5 protein-coding genes and 1 pseudogene are annotated in these 18,568 nt (G+C 64.6%); 3 read left to right on the forward strand and 3 right to left on the reverse strand.

Annotation, left to right across the window (positions count from 1 at the left end; genetic code table 11):
• Positions 1-336 precede the first annotated feature (336 nt).
• From BM413_RS21045 to BM413_RS21055, 3 genes are read right to left on the reverse strand one after another with little or no spacing between them, the layout of a single operon-like run.
• On the reverse strand, positions 337-906 hold the full coding sequence (locus BM413_RS21045; RefSeq protein WP_091916628.1) for a hypothetical protein: 570 nt from the start codon (positions 904-906) through the stop codon (positions 337-339).
• The gene (locus tag BM413_RS21050) at positions 907-1,380 is read right to left on the reverse strand and encodes a hypothetical protein (RefSeq protein WP_091916630.1); all 474 of its coding nucleotides are present in this window, start codon (positions 1,378-1,380) and stop codon (positions 907-909) included.
• Positions 1,381-1,435: 55 nt separating this feature from the next.
• Positions 1,436-1,624 carry a twin-arginine translocase TatA/TatE family subunit gene (locus BM413_RS21055; protein ID WP_091916632.1) on the reverse strand — a complete coding sequence of 63 codons (189 nt, stop codon included), beginning with the start codon at positions 1,622-1,624 and terminating at the stop codon, positions 1,436-1,438.
• Positions 1,625-2,354: 730 nt separating this feature from the next.
• Between BM413_RS21055 and BM413_RS21060 the strand changes: the two genes are divergently transcribed.
• From BM413_RS21060 to BM413_RS33660, 3 genes and pseudogenes are all read left to right on the forward strand, one after another.
• A complete protein-coding gene (locus BM413_RS21060) occupies positions 2,355-12,206 on the forward strand; it encodes a hypothetical protein (RefSeq protein ID WP_091916634.1) in 9,852 nt (3,283 codons plus the stop codon).
• Positions 12,203-17,728 (forward strand): hypothetical protein, encoded by a 5,526-nt coding sequence (locus BM413_RS21065; RefSeq protein WP_091916636.1) that lies wholly within the window; start codon positions 12,203-12,205, stop codon positions 17,726-17,728. The genes BM413_RS21060 and BM413_RS21065 overlap by 4 nt, the downstream gene beginning before the upstream one ends.
• A 294-nt stretch (positions 17,729-18,022) precedes the next feature.
• Positions 18,023-18,495: pseudogene (locus BM413_RS33660) on the forward strand (transposase); the annotation flags it as partial.
• Positions 18,496-18,568 lie beyond the last annotated feature (73 nt).

The following is an 18,568-nucleotide window of genomic DNA, read 5'->3' on the forward strand; positions in this document are numbered from 1 at the left end:
GCCGCAGTTCGAAATCCCCATAGCCATCGAACGTGGCCCGCGGGTTCCAGCATGAGAGGCTTTCGTACGCCTGCCGGCACCCGAAACCCTTCACCTAATCGGACATTGAGGCAAATTTGGCCGTTCGCCGAAAGCGGTCGTTTTCTCTATGCCGAGTTAAGTGTTTGTTCGCACTCGTTCGACGGCCGCTAGGCACTACCGGTTGACGTGGTCAATGGTGCAGGCGACTCGGCGGCGGCGGCCATCCGCCAAGCGTATCGGACGCGAATTCAAGCCTCCAGCGCCGATTGACATCCAACTGGCGGAGGTCGCCGTCCACGTCGCAGGCGCACACGATTATGGGTTGGCCTCCTTCAGCTTCCTAATGTAGTTTTCGGGAAACGTGCTTGACGGGTTGTCCGACGGCGTATTCAACCCTATGGCCTCGGCAATCTCCTTGACCAGGGCATTGCAGTTCTTGCCGCCATTGCCGAACAGGGCATATTTCGGATCGTTGGACGTCCAGGCAGAAAGTACGGCCTTCGCCTTTTCTTTCGTCTCGTCGTCGACGTTCTTACGATACCTGATTTTAGATGGATAATCATTCTCCTTGAAGGTGACGATCCCTTTAGTTCCGACGAACGTTTTGATGATGGTCATCTTGCCGGAATCTGCCGGATAGTATCCAAAAATGCCCTCGTATACGGTGAGACCGTTATCTAGTTCAGTCCCCAGCGCCACGAACGCATGACCGGTCAAAGTGTCATCGCGGGCGAAGAACGAAACGAAAGGCTGTTTCGAAACGCTGTTGATGTAGTCGTCGTATAGATCAGCCCGTGCTGGAAAAGATGAAGCTAGCAGAAATAACGAGCCTTGGACAAAGGTTCGCCTTGTTAACATCGAAAACTCCCGAATATTGTCCGTCAACTATTTCGCGCAGGCGCCGTTTTTGCACAGGATCGCCGTCGACATATTGACGTCGTCGGTCGAGTCATAATCCGGCTGCTGGTCGTAGGAGAGTTGGCCGCAACACGAAAATGCGCGTTGGGTATTGTAGATCCAGAAACGCTTCAGATCGGGATCCTTATTTGCTCTGTCCTCGCTGTCCTGCGACCAGGGGAGCGTCCGTTTCGAGCCGTCGTCTCCCACCAGCCACATCGTGAATATGTCGGGCGAACGCGTGATGCGAGCGACGCACTGGTCGCCGATCTCGATCAAGCCCACCAGCCGAGCAGGGTACTCCTTCGCGAGGCTCTTCTTTTTCGCTGCAAGTACCCCAGGCACACGCGGGTCGTCCTGACAGAAATCGGGGCCGCAAGCGCATTGCGCGAAGCTCTCTACAGTGACCGCATATGACGCGAGGCACGTCGACAAAATGAAGAACAACCGTCGCGCTGACATCTGATCCCCCCGTTTCGAACGACCGTGCGGTCGGGTTTGAACAAGATACAGGATGCTATTCCGCTTTTGAGACATCCTTCGGCGCTGCCGGCTTGCCGGCTTTCGCGCTTTGCTGCAACTCGCGCCTGAAGACACCGATGCCACCGCCCATGTCTGCCATCACGGCCAAGATGCGCCCGCGGCCAAACAGCAGGACGATAAGGACAAGCACGATCGCCCAATGCCAGATGCTTAACGATCCCATCTCGGTCCGCCTCCAAATTCTTCGACGCACTGACGCTCGGAACCCACCGCGCAACTAACGCCAAGGTAACAAGGCGTCCCGCACTGGCGCGAGCAAATCCGTTGCAACAGAATATTCGGCTCGCGAAATCCTTCGTGGCGCGCGCAAGCAATCGGTTCGCGAGCACTTCGAAAAAACGAGTTTTAAACTCCTATCCATCTTCAGACTGCAAGTATTTTCCTCTAAGATCAATAGACCGACGAATATTTTTACTTTGTGTATTGACGCGGAAGCACACCGCCGCAACAATTGACACGAAGGGTGGGGTAAATTCGAGCGTCAACGACTAAAGGGGGAGTCATGGCCAGGTCGCGTGAGTGTGGCGGGCTGCCACTCGGGCGGAGCCGGCCTGTCGGCTGGCAGGAGATCTTAAACCCAAAATGGTGCGTCGTGGCCTGCTGGGCGGGCTTTTGGCTGCTACGATCTCGAATTCGTCATCGCCGAAGACCAAAGCGCTGTCACCGTGCAGGAGATCGAGGTCAAGCGTTTCATGGAAGATCCAAAGCCACCGCTGGCGTCCCATCTTAACAATCTGCCACGGGTTGCCTTGTTTAGCATGCTTGCGCATTCGTGCGTGACCTGACTGAATTCGCTGCGCGGCTACAATGGGGATTTACTTTGACGTAAACTGATAGGTCGTCTTGCACTGCATCGTCGTTCGAAATGGGGTTGATGAGGGGTGTGATCATCAATGTCGGCGAAATCCAAAGGGCCGGGTCGTGGCGTGCGAGGCGTGTTCGACGCCGAGAGCCATCCCCTCGGCCTGCAGAGCATCATCAATCCCCGGCTGACCCGGCGGGCGCTGCTCGGGGGGCTGGCCGCTTCCCCAATTCTCTACAGCGGCGCCGCGCGGGCGAGCGAGAACGCCTGGTACGACCTTGAATTCGAGCTGTCGCCGGACCTGAGCACGCTCGCTGTCACGGAGATCAAGGTCGTCCCGCAGCAGGTGGACAACGGCTGCGGCGACGATGCGGACGCCGGTGTCCGCACGATGGCGTGCCGGTGGGAAATACCGGCCGCGGCGTTCGGCCCGGATGCCTTCTTCGATATGGACGAGCCGGCTCCCAACGGCATCTGCGCCCCGTCCCCGGCGCCGCAGCGCAGCGTCTATGTGCGCCACGTCCAGTACGGCCTGCGCTTCAAAGGCGCGGCTCCCCCCGCGCCGAAGCCGCCGAAACCGGGCGATCCGTACAAGAAACGCAACTTCGTCGGCTTCGTGTTCACCAGACCGGGAACGCGGTGGCAGATCGCCTATCTGACCGATCTGTGGCTGCAGAGCAGCGGCGGCATCGACCCGATCATCAGCAGCAAGCCGGCGGAATTCCAGGCGTTCCTGGGGATGCCCGCGGAGCCCAGGGTCGACGCGCGCGACCTCGACGGCAACAGCCCGCCGGAACCGTTCGAGACGATCATCTCGGGGCGCGTCGACGGGACGCTCAAGGCGATGTTCTCCGGGCTGATCGGCTCCGCCCGTCCATCGTCCGGGGTGTTCCGGGTGATGCTCGACCGAAACCTGGTCTGGAAGATATCCGGGCTCGACACGGCCCGCCTCATCGCCCACGACGGCAAGGTTTCCTTCCGGGACTTCAGCTTCGCCTGGCGCAAGACGCTCGCCGAAACGACGGCGGCCACGGGCGGCGGGCAGGCAACCGCTACGGGCGGCAAGGAAGCCGCGGCCGGGCAGACCAAAGCCCCGGGGACGAACCCCGACGCAGCAATCATCTATTTCGCGGGCTCAGCCGCGGGCGGAACACTTGAGATCAGCAACGCGGCCGGCATGATCGAGATCGGCGACGGGGCCAGCCATCACGTAAGGTTCAGGCCGTACGACGCATGCGCGCTGCGGCTTGACGCGATCGTCGGAACGGCTCCAACCGTGCCAAGCCGCCTGCAGGTGGTGTGCGCCGTCTCCGCCGGGGCCGGCGTGCTCGCCGTCGCGGACGGCGCCGCCGTCGTCGCGGACGGCATCGCCGGCTCCGCATTCACCCTGACGCAGACGCGCATGCCGCAAGCGGGGGCGTCGCCGGCGGTGCGCGACGTCCTTTGGGGCGATTCGGAAGGCGTCGGCCCGTTCTTCCATAAATCCGTCGACACGCGCGGCAAGGCGAGCCGCGGCGACATTCTTTCGCCTGTAGGACGGCTGCGGATCGACAAGCCGGCGACGGCGGTCAAGACACCATCCAAGGCCAAGACCGATGGCGACGCAAAGACGAGCGATGCAAAGACGGGCGTTGAAAAGGGCGGCGGATCGGCAGCCGACAAGCTTGATTCCGCCGCCCCGGCCGGGCAGCCCTCGGCCGTAACCGTCGGGACCGAGGCCGCCGACCGCTGCGAGGGACAGGCAGCGCCGCAAACGACGGGTAGGGGAAAGGACGAACTCGCGCGCTTCCTGCAAATGGCGAGCGGCGACCGGAGTGGCGCACCGGATGCGACGCTCTACGTCCTGCACGATCGCCAACCCGACGCGAGCGCTCCAGGCGGCCTGCGCCGCGTCCAGTTCGACGTGACGCTGCTCGCGGCGCCCGCCGCGCTGCCGGACGCCAGTTGGAGCAGGCTCGCGTTCAAGAACGCCGACCTCAGGCTGACCTACGAGGACGGGACGGAGATCGCGGAGCTGATCGGGGGCGAGTATCCCCGGCCGATCGCGTCAAGCTTCGTCTGGGTAGGCCCGTCCGTGGGGCAGGGGCCGCGCCTCGCGGCGTTCGATCTTTCCGGCGCGACGTTGAGTTGCGGCCGCGACTACGACCTGATGAAACTGCGCCTACGTTTCCGCGACCTCACTCTGGTCCACGCGCCGGGTCCAAGAATTGTCCCGGCGCGCGACGACGCGCGCGTGCGGATCGGCGACGACGGCGCCGTCGACGACAAGCGTCCGATGCTGGTCGCCGAGTTCGATCCGCAGCACGTGTTGGAGGAGGCGATCTTCCGCCCCGATCCGCCGCCGCTGCCGGACGGCACGGCGAAGACGACCAAGGAGCAAATCCTCCAAGAACTTGCCAAGGCCAAGGATGCCGACGAGCGTGTCGTGATCCGCGGCCGGATTAGGGACGAGAAGGTTCTCAAGGAGGAAGAAGACAAGAAGGACGCGCCGCGTCCCTTCAAGCAAATGGCGAACGCGTTCGCGAGCGCGACGGGCAACCTGCCGAAAGACCAGCGCATCTACATCGGCCCGTTCGGGCTCGATCCCGACGGCATGGCCATCGCGCGCGGTTTGATGTCCAGCGTCGGACCGGACGCGGTCCGGTATGAAGTCTTGGCGATGCTCGAGCGCGTGAAGAAGAGCGCCGACAGTCTAAACAAGCTCGGCAAGCTCCTGCCGGTCGTGGATCCCAAGCCGACCGATCCGGAAAAGAAGGACCGCGCCTTCGCCAACGCCAAGCGCAACGAGGCGAACCTGGAAGCGCTCGAGCCGCTGTACGGGGTGTTCCGCGATTTCTGGCGCGATCAGATCGCCACCTATGTCGCGCTCTCCATCCGAGGCATGTCTCCCGTGGAGATCGAGAAAAAGCTTAAGTTCGCGTTGCCGAACGACAAGCTCAAGCCGGTCACCAACGGGTATCTGTCGGAATTCCTGACCGACATCGACCGTTTCGACGGCTACGGCGCGATCGAACCGCTGCAGAAATTGATAGTCGAGAAGTTCGTGGACTTCGCGCTCGGCAAAGATCGGATTCCGGATGTCTTGGGCGCGAGGCTGTCGGGCAGGACGCGGCTCGCCTTCAGGATCGATTGCGAGCCGGCGCCGGGCGTCGACGCGCGCGAGGCGGGCATGGAAAAGAGCTCCGGCGACGGACCCGCGCGGCCGGGTACGGGAAGCTCGCGCTTCCTGCCGATCCCGTTCACGTTCGAGGCGCTGACCGACTGGTCCCGTTTCGAGCCGGCGGTGACCAAGCGGGCGCGCAAGCTGTTCGAGACGCTGCCCTCTGGCCTGCTGCCGCCTCCGGGCAGCCGAACGACCAGTCCGAGCGATCAGGCCTTGATGCGGTTCCAGGGCTTCACCGAAGCGCCGACGACCGGCGACGCGCGCATGACCGAGGTGCGCGCCTCGCTGAGGAGCGAACGCACCGCCAAGCAGGAAAACGGCGACGATCGGCCATTCCCCGGCGAGCCGCTCGATCTCGAAACCGCGATCGAAATCCCGGCGCGGCTGGTCCTCTCGACCGCCCAGGACGCGGTGTGGCGGACCAACCGGCGCGTTCCGGCCGAAATCTACACGTCCAAGAAAGGCGAAGCCGTGCCCGTGCCCGCCGTGCCGCCGCCGGTGGGGCTCGAGGAAGGCGTCGGCCTGTCGGGCAAGACGGCGATGAGCGGGCAGCCGCGCGACCTGTGGTCCGTGCGCCTGGACACGTCCGCGGCGACGCCCTCGCTGCGCGCCGTCGCCTCGCCCGACCTGCGGCTAACCGCGCTCGGCGGCCAGCGTTCGCCGGGCGGGAAGCGGCTGCCCGGGCAGGGCGCGCCGCCGCGCGGGCCGTACGCGCCGTGGTTCATCGGCCCCGAGCAGATGGAGAGCGGCAAGCTGACGGCGGCGGGTATCACCGACGACCTTGGCGAGAAAGACTATGTCTGCCCGGACCCGGCGGCGGAGCGGCAGAAGCATAAGTTCCGGCTGATCCGCTGGCTGTGCGAGCGCGCCGGGCTGGTGAGCGTGCCGCCGTCGGACGAGTACAGCCTGTTCCGAACCACGCTCGACGCCTACGACCGGCACCAGCTCGTGCTGTTGTCTTCGACGTACGGGCTGCCGGTCATCGGCAAACGCGAACTGAAGGACCCCAACGATGCGACGAACGTCGAGAGCGGCGGCGCGCTGATCACCAATTCAGGCCAGATCGAGCCGGGCGAGGCTTTCTCGCTGCTCGACGCCGACGACGACCAGGCGATGCACCGGCCGGTGCCGCTCAACGTCAAGGCCCTCTCGCTCACCGCGCTCGGCGGCTCGTTCGTCCACGACACCGCCTTCAAACCTTCCGCAGGGCTGGACGACGTCTACGGGCGCAAGATTTTCGAAGGCTTCTCGATCGACACGCTGCAGCAGGACATCGTGCTCGGCCGCGACGTGCGCACCGAGGTCGTCTACAAGGGCTACCTGCTGCCGCTCGGCCACAAGGCGTCGTTCGTCAAGCTGACCGAGCGGGTGTTCCTGCGCACGCCCGAGCAGGGCATCAAGGCGATCCTGCGGCAGCGCATGTTCCTGCGCATGGCCGACCGCGACAAGCTCTATGGGGCGCTTGGCCAACCGCATGCCGGGCGCATGTGGTGCGCCAAGCATGTGAGGCTGCTGGCCGACAAGACGCCGGATCTCATCGACCCGACCTTCACGATCGGCCCGCCGGCGAACGAGACGAGCCCCATCGCGCTGAACGGCAGGGTCTTCCTCGGCGACGCGCCGGGCCTGGCGTTCTGGCCGCGGACCGACATCACCGAGCATGGTCTCTGCAAGTTCGAGATCGCGATCGACGGCGCGCCGACCGCGCTGCCGATGATCTTCCTCGACAACGTCGCGGCGACCTCGCGCAAGGCCCTGAAGAAAGCGGCCGACCTCTACAACGGCAATCTCGCTGAAACGGTGGAGGACAAGGATCTCGCCGATAGGCTCAAGGGCTACCGGACGCTTATCTTGCAAGGCCACAAGATCGACTACGTACCCAGCAGCAAGGCGGGCGAGGCGCAGTTCGAGACCGAGACGATGCACATCCGCGTGCACGGTCGGTTGCTCGCCCCGACCACTGAGAGCTGGACGGGCGAACTGGAGGGAGCCGACAACTACGCGACCACCGGTGTCCTCGAAGGCGCCAGCCAGCCTCCCTTCTATCCGTCGCTGGAATACGCGACGATCAGGCTGGGCGCCGTGGAACGGATGAGCGGCAGCGGTAAGAAACCCGCCGACGTGCAGTTCGACGGGCATTACGTGCTCTACGGCCTCAAGGGCGACGCGACGCCGCGCGGCCACCCCGCGCCGGAGGGCAAGAAGGCAAACCCGAAGCAGATCTTCCTCGATGTGCGCGACGAGCCGCTGCACCACACGATGGACGACAATGGGGACCGGTCGGGCGGCATCGCACGGCCCGAATCGTATTATGTCGGCGTCGGCATCGACGGTCCGCTGGGGGGCGACGAGTTCACATGGCGCGCAAGCGGCCCCAACATCATCGCCAATCCCGATACCACCGCCGGCCCCGACAAGGGCAAGCCTCCCTCCGTCGACCTGGCAGGCAAGATCAAGCTGGTGTCGCTGGCACCCTATTTCAACGATGCGGTGCCGCGGCCGGAACCGAAAAAGCCGGAAACGAACGAGGACGGGGTCGTCCCGACCTCGCCGGCCGAGGATCAAGATAAGGACAAAACTGCCGACGAGATTGCCAAGGCCGCCGCGCTGCTGGCGCAAATTCAGTCCTACTTCAGCCTCGACGCCAAGCTGCTCGGCACGATCAAGCTCAAAGACATGATGTGGCTGCTCGGGCTCAGCCTCGAAAGCATACCGGCTCTTAAGGAGGTTCTGGAATTCGGATCGGCCGCCGCGCGCACCGCCGATGAACAAGCCGGCAGCATTGCCAACGACTTGCGAACGCGCGTCCTGACGCCTCTGCGCGACGTCGTCGCGCTGCTGCGCGAAAAGTGGACGAAGCTCGACGACGACCTCAAGGCGAAGTCGATCGACCTGCCGACCACTCCTAGCCAAGACGTCAAACCGATCAGTCTGAAAGACCTCTACCCGGAAATCGACGGCCCCTCGGTGGTCAAAGGAGGGCAAGGCACAGGAGCACTCTCCAAGGTCGAAACCGCGCTGAACGAGGCGCTGGCGACTGAGGACACGCTCGCGCTCGTGCCCAAGCTCGCGGCCGTGCATGCCGCGGCGCGCGAACTGATCCGGCGGCTGGCCAGCCTCGCCGCCGATCCGATCGCGCGGTTCGAGCAGGCCGTGATCGGCAGTCTGCGGCAGCGCATCATCGCGCTGACGAAGGTGCTCGACGAGCTGGTCGCAATCGTCGGGCAGCTTCAGGACTTCAAGGAAGCGCTGATCAACGAAAAGGCCGACGAGGCGGCCGGGGTGGTCACCGCCTGGATTTACAAGAATATCGCGTCGGGCATCGCTGCCGATAAGGCGTCGGAGGTCGGCAAATATCTTCCCCTCGGCGTTCTGCCGCCCGACCTAGAGCGCGTGGCGGACCTGTTGTCCGGCGACACAAGGCAGGCCGTCAAGGACTTCCGGGACACCGTTTCGACAATCGCGACCAAGCTACAGGCTGAGGTGGAGGCGGCGACGCGCGACGGTCTCGAGGCCGTGGTCAAGAGCATAATCCTTTCGGTGATCAAGAACACGGACATCAAGGTCGCGATCGAGGCTGCGCTACGCGCCTATGTAGCCGACGTAAAGACGCGGACCTTGCCGCTCATCGCAGCAGCGAAAATCGAAATCCAAGATGCCGCCACCAAGGCGAAAGCGGGCGCGACTAAGGATCTGGAGACGCTGATCGACAACGCGGTTGTCGCCCTCGTCCTAGCCGCCGACCGGTTCCAGGCGCAGCTCGAGAGCGCGCTCGCCGAGTTCGTTGGCGGTCTGGCTCCGGCGCAGTTGCAGGCGCTGCTTGCCGGACTCGACCGCATCCGGACGGCGATCGAGAACGGCCGTGCAGTTGCCAAGGCGGTGAAGGACGGTGACGCGAAGGCCGTGCTACAGGCGAGCGGCGCGTTCGCCCAGGAGGTGCTCGGCGTCAACGTCGTGGAGGTCACGGACAAGCTGAAGGGCGAGATCGAGACGCCGCTGAGCGCGGCGGTGAAGAGCGTGCACGAAGCGGTGCTCTCGCCGCTGATCGGTCAGACGCCGGAGGCGAAAGCGATCCTGCTGCGGGAGATCGCCGCCGTCGCAAATCTGAAGACCGGAACCCCGCCGTTCCTGGAGCCGCCGATCCTCGACAATAACGTCGTCATCGCCAGCAACGCACTCCTTCTCAATATCGGAGAAGCCCTCAAGATCCTGATCGATTTCGCCGGGGGCGGCGACGACACGCTCAACCAGGTTACGCGCGAGATCAGAGATAACGACAAAGAAATCGACAAGAATGCCAACGATTTTGGCAAGCCGCAGTTCACGTCAGCGAAGCTCCTGACTTTCACGGCCAAGCTGCGGGAGCTCGTGGCGGGCCCCGAGGGCGGCGGCGATTTTGGGGTCGTGCTGATCGACGCGCTGCGCAGGCTTTATGCCGACATCGTGGATGCGACCGTCGCCGCCCGCCAGCTTGCAAGCGAATTCGGCAAGCCCGATCCGATTTCCGTGGAAGCCGTTTCCACGAACCTGCTCACGCTGCGGCGGCTCGGCGAAAGCATCGGCGGCCGGCTGCGATCCATTTTGGCCCGGTTGTCCAAGTTTGCCGACGAGCAGCGGGACATCCTAACAGGCGGCGTCGTGCTCGCCACCGTCTTCGCCGCCGTGAAGGAAGTCATTCCAAGCTCAATGGACCTCGATGAGCTGCGGAAGCGCCTGAAAGAAGCAGAGGACGCGGAGAAAAAGATCGTCGCGCACCTCGTGGAAGTGGTGAACTTCGCCCTCAAGCTCATCGGCGTCAGCGTCTCGGGCACGGCCGACGGCGTCGCGGCGGTCGCGGACGCGGCAGACAAGCTCGCCGCCGCCAGCCTCAAGTTCGGCCTGCCGCTGACGCCGGAAAGCGCAAATCTCCGTGCGGCGCTGGACAAAGTCAGGGATGTCTTGCTCGCCTATGTCGACCTCGCGCTGAAGGAACCGCTGCCGACCACGCTCATCGGCCTGCGGGACGCCGAACTCAGCAAAAACGGCGAGAAACTGTCGGATTTTGTCGCCAGCGGGGGCGGATACCGCGAGGCAGCCGACAAGATTCGAGGCGCCGAGGCGGGTGCCCTGAAGGCGCTGCGCGGCTTGAAGCAGCGGATCGAGGGGGTTCCCGAGCAGATCAAGATCGTGGTCGAGAATCGGCTAGAGCCGGTGTTTAAGACAATCGCCGACGCCTATGACAAGGTGCTCCTTTACAGGAAGGAGCTCGCCGACAATGCCTCGGCAATCCAGGCGCTTGCCCCGTTTGTACGACGTGCGCTGCTGGTCCAGCCGATCTTGGGTCTGGCGCCTTCGGAAAACGATCCGCTCGACGCCTGCAACGTCGAAAATCCGGCGCTGCCGCTCGACACGCTGATCGCCTGCGACCGGCTCGACCAGGAGCGAAAGGTGGTGGCCGAGGCAGTCGGCTTCAAGGGTATCGATGCCGGCAAACGCCCCGCGCTCCGCAGGCGCGTCGCGGTGATGTTCCAAGGCTGGAGCAGCAGCCAGGCGGCGCCCCTCGTCATCATCGACCAGGCCGGCGGGATCGCCAAGGACCTGCTGCGCGGCGAGGTGTTCGCCGCGATCGATCTAGGCGCGTTCCGCGACCAGATCGAGGACGCGATCGCGGCGCTGATCCCGACCAAGATCAACTTCTCCTACGATTTCAATTCGATCGTCGACAAGGCGTCGAGCCCGAGGGCGATCTTCCAGCCTAAGGTAGGGGGCGAGTTCGGTATCCTCCTGCGCGGCTCGGTCGACCTTCTCAAGCAGAAAACCGATTTCTCGGCATCCGCCCATGTCGGCCCATTCGACATCTTCCTGATCGGCGACATCATCGACGCGCTGCGGCTGAAGTTCGGCGGCGCCGCCTTCTCGGTGCGGAGCAACAGCAGCGCCCGTTTCGACGTGGTCTACCAGGATTTCGAGATCGGCAAGGATCTGAAATTCGCCCAGCAGCTGCAGAGCTACCTGTCGCCCAAGGACGGCAACGGCGTCTTCGTCCAGCCGATGACGCGCGGCGCAGGCATCGAAGCCGGCTACAGCCTCAATCTCGGAACGATCGGCGTCGGCGTCACGTCGTTCTTCAACGTGACCCTCAACGTCTCGGCGGAACTGCCCTTCGGCAATGAGGAATCGCTGTTTAAGGTTTCGCTCGGGCGGCGGCTCTCGCCGTTCACCATGGGCGTGCTGCCGTTCGTCGGCTCCGGCTACTTCTCCATCTATGCGGCGGCCGACGGGGTGCGCGGCTTCGAGGCGTCATTCGAGTACGGCGGCGGCGCCGGGATCGGCTTCGGTCCGCTCGCCGCGCAGTGCCGCATCCAGGCCGGCGTCTTCGTCAGGGTTCTGAAGGCGGACGGCAAGAAGACGACCGAAATCTACGGCACTTTCTTCGCGGGCGGCTCGGCCAGCATCTGGATCTTCCACTTCGCCACCTCGCTCTACGTCCGGCTCGGCCGGGCTGAGGGCGGACAGATGTACGGCGAGGCGATCTTCTCTTTCTCCTTCTCGATCGGCATCGCCGACTACGACTACTCGATCACCGCGTTCAAGCGGGAGAAGCCGCTCGGAAGCGCGGCCGCGCAGCCCTCCAGCGAGCCGACGCGCTTCGCCGGGCTCGGCGACGGCATCGACTTGATGACCACCGGGTCGACGTCGAAGACCGGATCGATCATCGTCGCCGCGGCCGATCAAACGCTCGAGTGGAGCCGCTACGCACGCTATTTCAACACGGAACTTGTCGAGGGGCTGGTCCAATGAGCGATCTGGCCGTGAGTCCGCCGGCGACGGGCGAACCGAAGGTTCCGGTGCGGCCGCTGCTACGCATCCTGGCGAACGGCTGGACGCCGGCGGAAGGCAAGGGACGCCGCCTCAAGCTCACGCTGATAGCGACGCCGGAGTATTGTCCCGGCCTCACGGCCGCGGAGGGTGCGGTCGAGTTCTCAGACTGGCCGGCGGCCGTGGCCAGGATGATCCGCGACAAGATCGCTCCCTTCGACGGCGGCAGCCCCACCGTCTTCGCCAGGATCATCGCCGCCGCCGCGCTGCCGCAGGTCGGCGAGGCGGGCTGGACGCAGCTGACGGACGTCAAGGCGAGCGCCCGGACCGCATTCGCCGGCGAGGCGCGATGGCAACGTATCAGCGCGCTCTGGAAAGGCGCGCTCGAAACCGGGGTCGCGAACGGCTGGGCAAGGTTAGCGCAGGACATCGCAACCTCTCTCGACGGGGCGAAAAGGTCCGCCGATTTGCAGGCGGCCTTTTCGGGCAACCTGAACACCGACAAGGACGGGGCGATCGTCCACAATTCCGGCGACGGGACGCAGGCGGTGACGGTGAAGGGCGTGCTTCCCATCCGGCAGAGCGATTTCGCCATCGAGGAGGAGGGCGTGCGGGCCGCCAGGGTGCTGACCAAGCAGTTCAAAGGCGCCTTCGCGGTCGACGACGAGACGGAAAAGCTGGAGGTGCTGGAGGAGCGCTTCCCCGCGGCGACGGAAGCCACCGACCCGGAACGCGCCGTCACGCTCTTCACCCATCTGCGGATCAAGGAGACGCTCGTGCCCGGCAGCGTCAGCCAAGCCGATCTGGACAAGGCCAAAGCGGATGCCGAGAAGGCCGCTCTTCCGGCGCCGATCGTGCCGCCGACGCCGGATGTCGTTCACAAGGCCGCAGGGAGCGGGGGGGTGGACCCGGACAAGACCGGATCGATCGCCGCCGTGAGAAGCGGCCGCGACAGGCGGCGAGCCACGCACCGCTACGGGACGTGGCTGCAACGCAGTAAGCCCTCGGCGCAGGACGGCAAGGAGCCGGACGAGGACACGCGCGCGTTCCAGCGCATGCGCGGCATCTATTTCTCTTTGCAGGGCGATCCCATCCTGTCGCGCCTGTTTTGCCTCGCCTTCGACTTCGATATTCCGGAAGAGAGCCTCCGGAAGGTGGTAGGCAGCGCCGCCTCCGCCCTCGTCCACCTGGGAACCAAGCCCCCGGAGCATGGCAAGGCGCGTGCGGCGGTGGCCACCGCGGCCGAATTCGACACGGCGCACGGATTCTGGCCCGTGTCGGCATTCAAGGCGCATATCGTCGAAACGAAGGACAAGGACGGGAACTCCTCCTACAACATCGCGAACATGCCGGATTTCGTCGAGCAGGAGCATGGCGTCTGGAAGCTCGGAGTGACCACCACCGTCACCGGCACGGATGATTCGGGCGGCCTGAAGACCATGCGGGTGCCGCGCTACGACCTCGCCTCGATCGATCTGCGCCGCTCGGTGGACGCCAAGACGAGGGGACGCGACCGCGGCGAGTCGCATCAAACCGGAGGCTTCACCATTCTCGATCGGGGCAGGGCCGATCAGATCGCCCGTGACCTCGCGCTGGCCGAACTGCAGACAAAGCAGGTGCGCGACAGCAACGCGGTCGTCGTGCTGCACGCCGAGGAGTTGACCATCGGCCGGCGCGTCGACGTCGCCGCCGCCGCCGCCGGCGCCGACATCGGCGGACTGCAGTGGCGCAGCCTAATGCACCGCTTCGTCGATTTCGACTTCGAGGCGCAGGACGCGGTCGCGGAAGCCGTGCTCGGCGACCTCTTTCACGGCAGCAAGAAGAAGAAAGGCCTCCTCGAGGAAGTGTCATTCCAAGTCGCCGCGCGCTTCATGCCGACGCAGGCCGACAAGGCCGATTTCGAGGCCATAGCCGAAGAGGCGATCTTCCTCTGGGACGGAACGCCGGCCGGCGTACTGACCGACTCGGGCGCCGAAGGCGAGCGTCCGTCCAGCCAGATGCCGTTTAGCCGCAAATACGACCTCGCGGAGGATGGAAGGGACGGGGTCGACGTGCCCGCGGCGATGCGGTTCGGGGTTCCGTACGCGTTCAAGGTCCGTTCGATGTTCCTCGGCGGCGGTTCGCCCGAAGCGACCGATCAGAAGGCAACGGACAAGACCATGCTTCCCGCCGGCGCCGGCGCGGTGGCGCGCCCGACACGCTTCCTGCGGCACGAAAGGATCGCCGCGCCCGTGCTCATGCTGCCAAGCAGCCTCGCCCAGTCGAAGCTGGGCGCGATGGGAACGATGGGCTACGAGCAGCTCGATCAAGCCATCGTTCGCTCATGGAACGGCTCCGGCGCACCGAAGGCGGAGTTGCTCGGCGATGACGCGCCGATCAACGGCGTCCCCATCGACGGCGCGTCGAGGGCGGCGCCCGACCGTACCACGCGCGTCATCGTCCCACCCGAGGCCGCCGCCGATCTCGTCGCGCGCCACGGCAAGTTCGACGCCGGCGATGCCATCCGAACCCGGGTCGGTGGGCTAACGGACGTCTCCTACACGCCGGTCCAGCCCCAAGGCGGCCGACCTAAGCCCGATCAGGTCAAGCCGAGCGGCTTTCCCGTGGCGGTGACCGCGCGGCGGGACACGCTCGATCCGGGAGGCGCCATCTATCGGCGCCAGGTCGCGGCAGCGGCGGTCGCGGATTCGCGCGGCATCCCGGTGTTCGAGCCCGGCGCAAACACGACCAAGCGCCGCGACGTCGGCTACCTTCCCGATCCGGCGATCGACATCTACTGCGTCCGCGCCCGGATCCGCGGCAGTGATCGCTATCTGGACGACCACATCGCGGTGAAAGTGTACGAAGCCGATCAGCCGTACCCCAACGCCCTGCCTCTCGTGATCGTGGTCGAGAAACGCGGTATGACCGCGTCGCAGGCCCGGCCAGCGCAAGCGGCCAAGATCAGGGATATCGCGAGCGACCCGGTGATCGCTTGGCTCGACAAGGACGGCGCCATCAAGGCCAAGAAGCAAAGCGGCAGGGTCAGGGTCCAAGTGATTCGCGTGATGCTGTTTCCGGGGGAGGATTTCGACCTCGAGGTTTCCTGTCTGCCCGATAGGGATACGCTCGCAAAATATTTCTCGCTGCCGGAGACCATCGCCATCCAGTTGGACTGCGCCCGATCGGACCCCGGATCCCTGAGCAGACTACAGGAGATCTGCGGGGACGGGATCGCGGAGCTTTGCCAAGCGGGCGAACTCCAGCAGCTGACCGGGCTCGGCGGCGTACAGGTTCCGGCCCGCGCGACGATCAATGAAGTCTCGGCGCGGCTGCTGGGTGCGATGAAGCTTCGATGGGCGATCGAGGAAGTTGCGGGCGTGACCTCGCTGCGGGTCTGCCATGCGGTCAACAGGCCCGCAACGGCCGCCGTCTTCAACGGCGCGGTGACGCCCTTCAGGAACGACGCGGCAACATGCGAGTCCGCCCTTACCCCGACCTTGGCCGACAAAGGGGACGCCACCGGGCTTCTGCTCGACGGCAAGGTCGATATCGACCTCGAGTTCACCGAATCCTTCCATATCGTCGCGGAGATCGTCGCCGCCGACAGCTCGCTGATCGACCAGGCCAGCCGTGGCCGCAGCATGATCTCGAAACGGTCCGGTCGCTGGCCGATCCTGCTTCAGCCCAACGGTTCCGAGGCCTACGTTTCGGCCCTTGACGTGGTGGGCTTCAAGGTTGGGGACGATGGCGCCGTCGAGCTGCCGCGCAAGACGGTGACGCTGCTCAGCGTCGGTAATCTGCCGGGCCATGGCGCCATCGGCACCTTGTTGCAGCCGAAAAAGGACAGCAAAGGCGTCTGCGTCGCCGAAGGCAAGGCAGACAAACAGCTGTTCACGGCATCCAGCGGCCGGATGATGTCGGTCAGCCTCGCGCCGCTCTTCGTGGCCGCGGCGGCGCGTGCGCCGATCGTGCACGAGATCGCGCGGCATCCGGACGCGCTGGACGTCTTGAACCGGACACGGCGGCTTCAGATCGAGCGGCCTTATGCGTTCAAGGACACGCTGGCCCGCAGACTCAATCTCTCGTTGGTATCGGTTTCCCGCTTCGCCGCGGCGTACGAGACGGCGCCGACCTACAGCAACGGCAAGGAACAGGCGCTGTTCCGCCGCCAGCCGTTGAAGCGGTCCGATCAGACGGTCGCCAGTCCCGCGCCGGTGGAGGTCTGGCTGAAGTCGACCCGGCGTCCGGCCGCGCCCGACTTGCGCCGGCCCGAACCGTCGTTCGTCATCGAACGCGGATCGATGGAATCTGAAGACGGCACGGAACTGCGCTACGTCGTAAGGCGCGCCCGCACGCGCCTCTATCTCGGCCGCGGCTGGTTCAGTTCCGGAGAAGGAGAGCGGCTGGGGATCGTGCTCTGGCCGCCCCACTACAAGGACCTGTCCAGCGACGATATCGACTGCGATCGCATCCCCTTCAACGAGCGCACCCTCAAACTCACGGATTTCGACGATGCCGACCTCGGCGCCGGCGGCGCCTTCGTGACGCGTTGGGGCGGCGATCCGGTGCGCGAGGACAAGAGCCCGCAGAGCGGAAACCTCATCCCGCCGAAAGCCTTCGCCGACATCGACCGGAACGGGCAGGGTCCGCATAGACCGGAATTCGAGGCCGACGTGATGATGCCGGTGCCGCGCGCGAGCCCGCCGGATGGCGGCACCTCGGGAAGCGGGAAGAACGGCGCTTCCACGGCAGGCGACGGCGAGATGCAAGCGTACGAGTATCTCCGCGTCTCGCTGCTGACCTTCGAGCCGCACTTCGATCTCGATCGTGAGGAATGGTATGTCGATATCGAGCTGAAGCCGATACGCGCCTCCGAGCCGTTCGTGCGCTTCGGGCTGGTACGCTACCAGAAGCAGACGATCTCCAACGAATTGGCGACCTCCGAGCCCGTCACCGTCACGATGCAGCTGCTGCCCGAACGGCGCGCGGAAATAAAGGAGACCAAGCCGGCATCACCTGACGGTCCCAGCTTCAAGGTCAGCGTCAAAGGCCTCGGCTCCATCGATATAAAGCGGCTGCCGCCGGACGAGCTGGTCGGCAGCGACGAACAGAAGCGACAGTGGCGCAACAATTTCGCCACACTGCGGCGTCCAAAGATGAAGGTCGCTCTCTTTCATGAAGCGCAAGGCGCGGACGGGCGGCTGCTGCGCACGCCGCTTCGCGCCCCGCAGCTGACAGAGCCAGCTTCCGAGGAGGATTGGCAGAACGAGCTGCCGGAGCCGGAACTCGAGAACACCACCCTGGTGTGGAGCGCGGACTTCAGCCTCGTGCGAGACGAACTCAACGAGCTCGGAACGGGCAGGGTGGTCGCCTATCTCGAAGAGGTCGACCGGCGCATGCCGGCGACATACCGACAGGAGCCGATCCTTCCATCGCACATGTTCGACGATCGGACGTTCGTCGATTCGGGTCCGCGCTTCAGCGCCCGCATCCCGTTCATCGAGCTGGACGGCAAGCTCTAGCTCGACCGCGGACGGGGGCTGGGAGCACCGGGGTCAATGTGTGACGCCCTACATGCCAGCCGCATTATGGCTCGATGACCGGCCTGCAGCCGGCATAACGTAAGGACGTTGTTTAAATATATAATTGCTCCCGCCGAAGGATTCGACGTGTCGTTCCGGAACGCAGAGTGACAGCTCCGCCGCGCCAGCTACGAGGGGCGCGTGCGCGAGCTGCTCGATCACTGCGATCCTGTGTTTGGGGTCACGATCGAGGCCATGCTGGATGTCCGCCGCTCGATCCTTGAAGGCTTCGAACGTCTGCACAAGGTGCTTTTACAAGTCGTCCAGCATGACCCGATCTGCCGGCGCTTGATGACGATGCCAGGCGTGGGTCCAGTGACGGCGCTCTCGTTCAAAGTCGGTGTCGACAATCCTTTGCGGTTTACGCGTTCGCGCACAGTCGGAGCGCATTTTGGCCTCACGCCGAGACGACATCAGTCGAGTACTTCCATCGACTATGAAGGCCACATCACCAAGCAGGGCGATGGCGGTGTTCGTGAAGCACTATGCGAAGCGGCTGCTAGCCTTCTGATGCGGTGAGGAAGTGGTCTGCGCTGAAAGCGTGGGGACTTCGTGTCGCCAAACGATCCAGCATGCTGTGCGCGATCGTCGCAGTTGCGCGGAAACTTGCGGGGATCTTGCATCGCATGTGGGTCAGCGAGACCGACTTCCATGTCGGCTTCGGTGCCAAGATCACGCAGCGCCTCAGGCTGAAGCCAGCGCAATGAGCGTCGCTTTAATGACAAGGAAAATCACCACCCGCCTCACGGCCGGCATGACGAGGAGGAGTAAAACTTAGGA

The organism is Mesorhizobium sp. YR577 (assembly GCF_900116595.1).
GTDB lineage: Bacteria > Pseudomonadota > Alphaproteobacteria > Rhizobiales > Rhizobiaceae > Mesorhizobium_M.

Bases quoted from the DNA above. Each gene is read 5' to 3' on its own strand.
- BM413_RS21050 (WP_091916630.1), bottom strand. From the start codon at position 1,380: ATGTCAGCGCGACGGTTGTTCTTCATTTTGTCGACGTGCCTCGCGTCA.
- BM413_RS21055 (WP_091916632.1), bottom strand. From the start codon at position 1,624: ATGGGATCGTTAAGCATCTGGCATTGGGCGATCGTGCTTGTCCTTATC.
- BM413_RS21060 (WP_091916634.1), top strand. From the start codon at position 2,355: ATGTCGGCGAAATCCAAAGGGCCGGGTCGTGGCGTGCGAGGCGTGTTC.
- BM413_RS21065 (WP_091916636.1), top strand. From the start codon at position 12,203: ATGAGCGATCTGGCCGTGAGTCCGCCGGCGACGGGCGAACCGAAGGTT.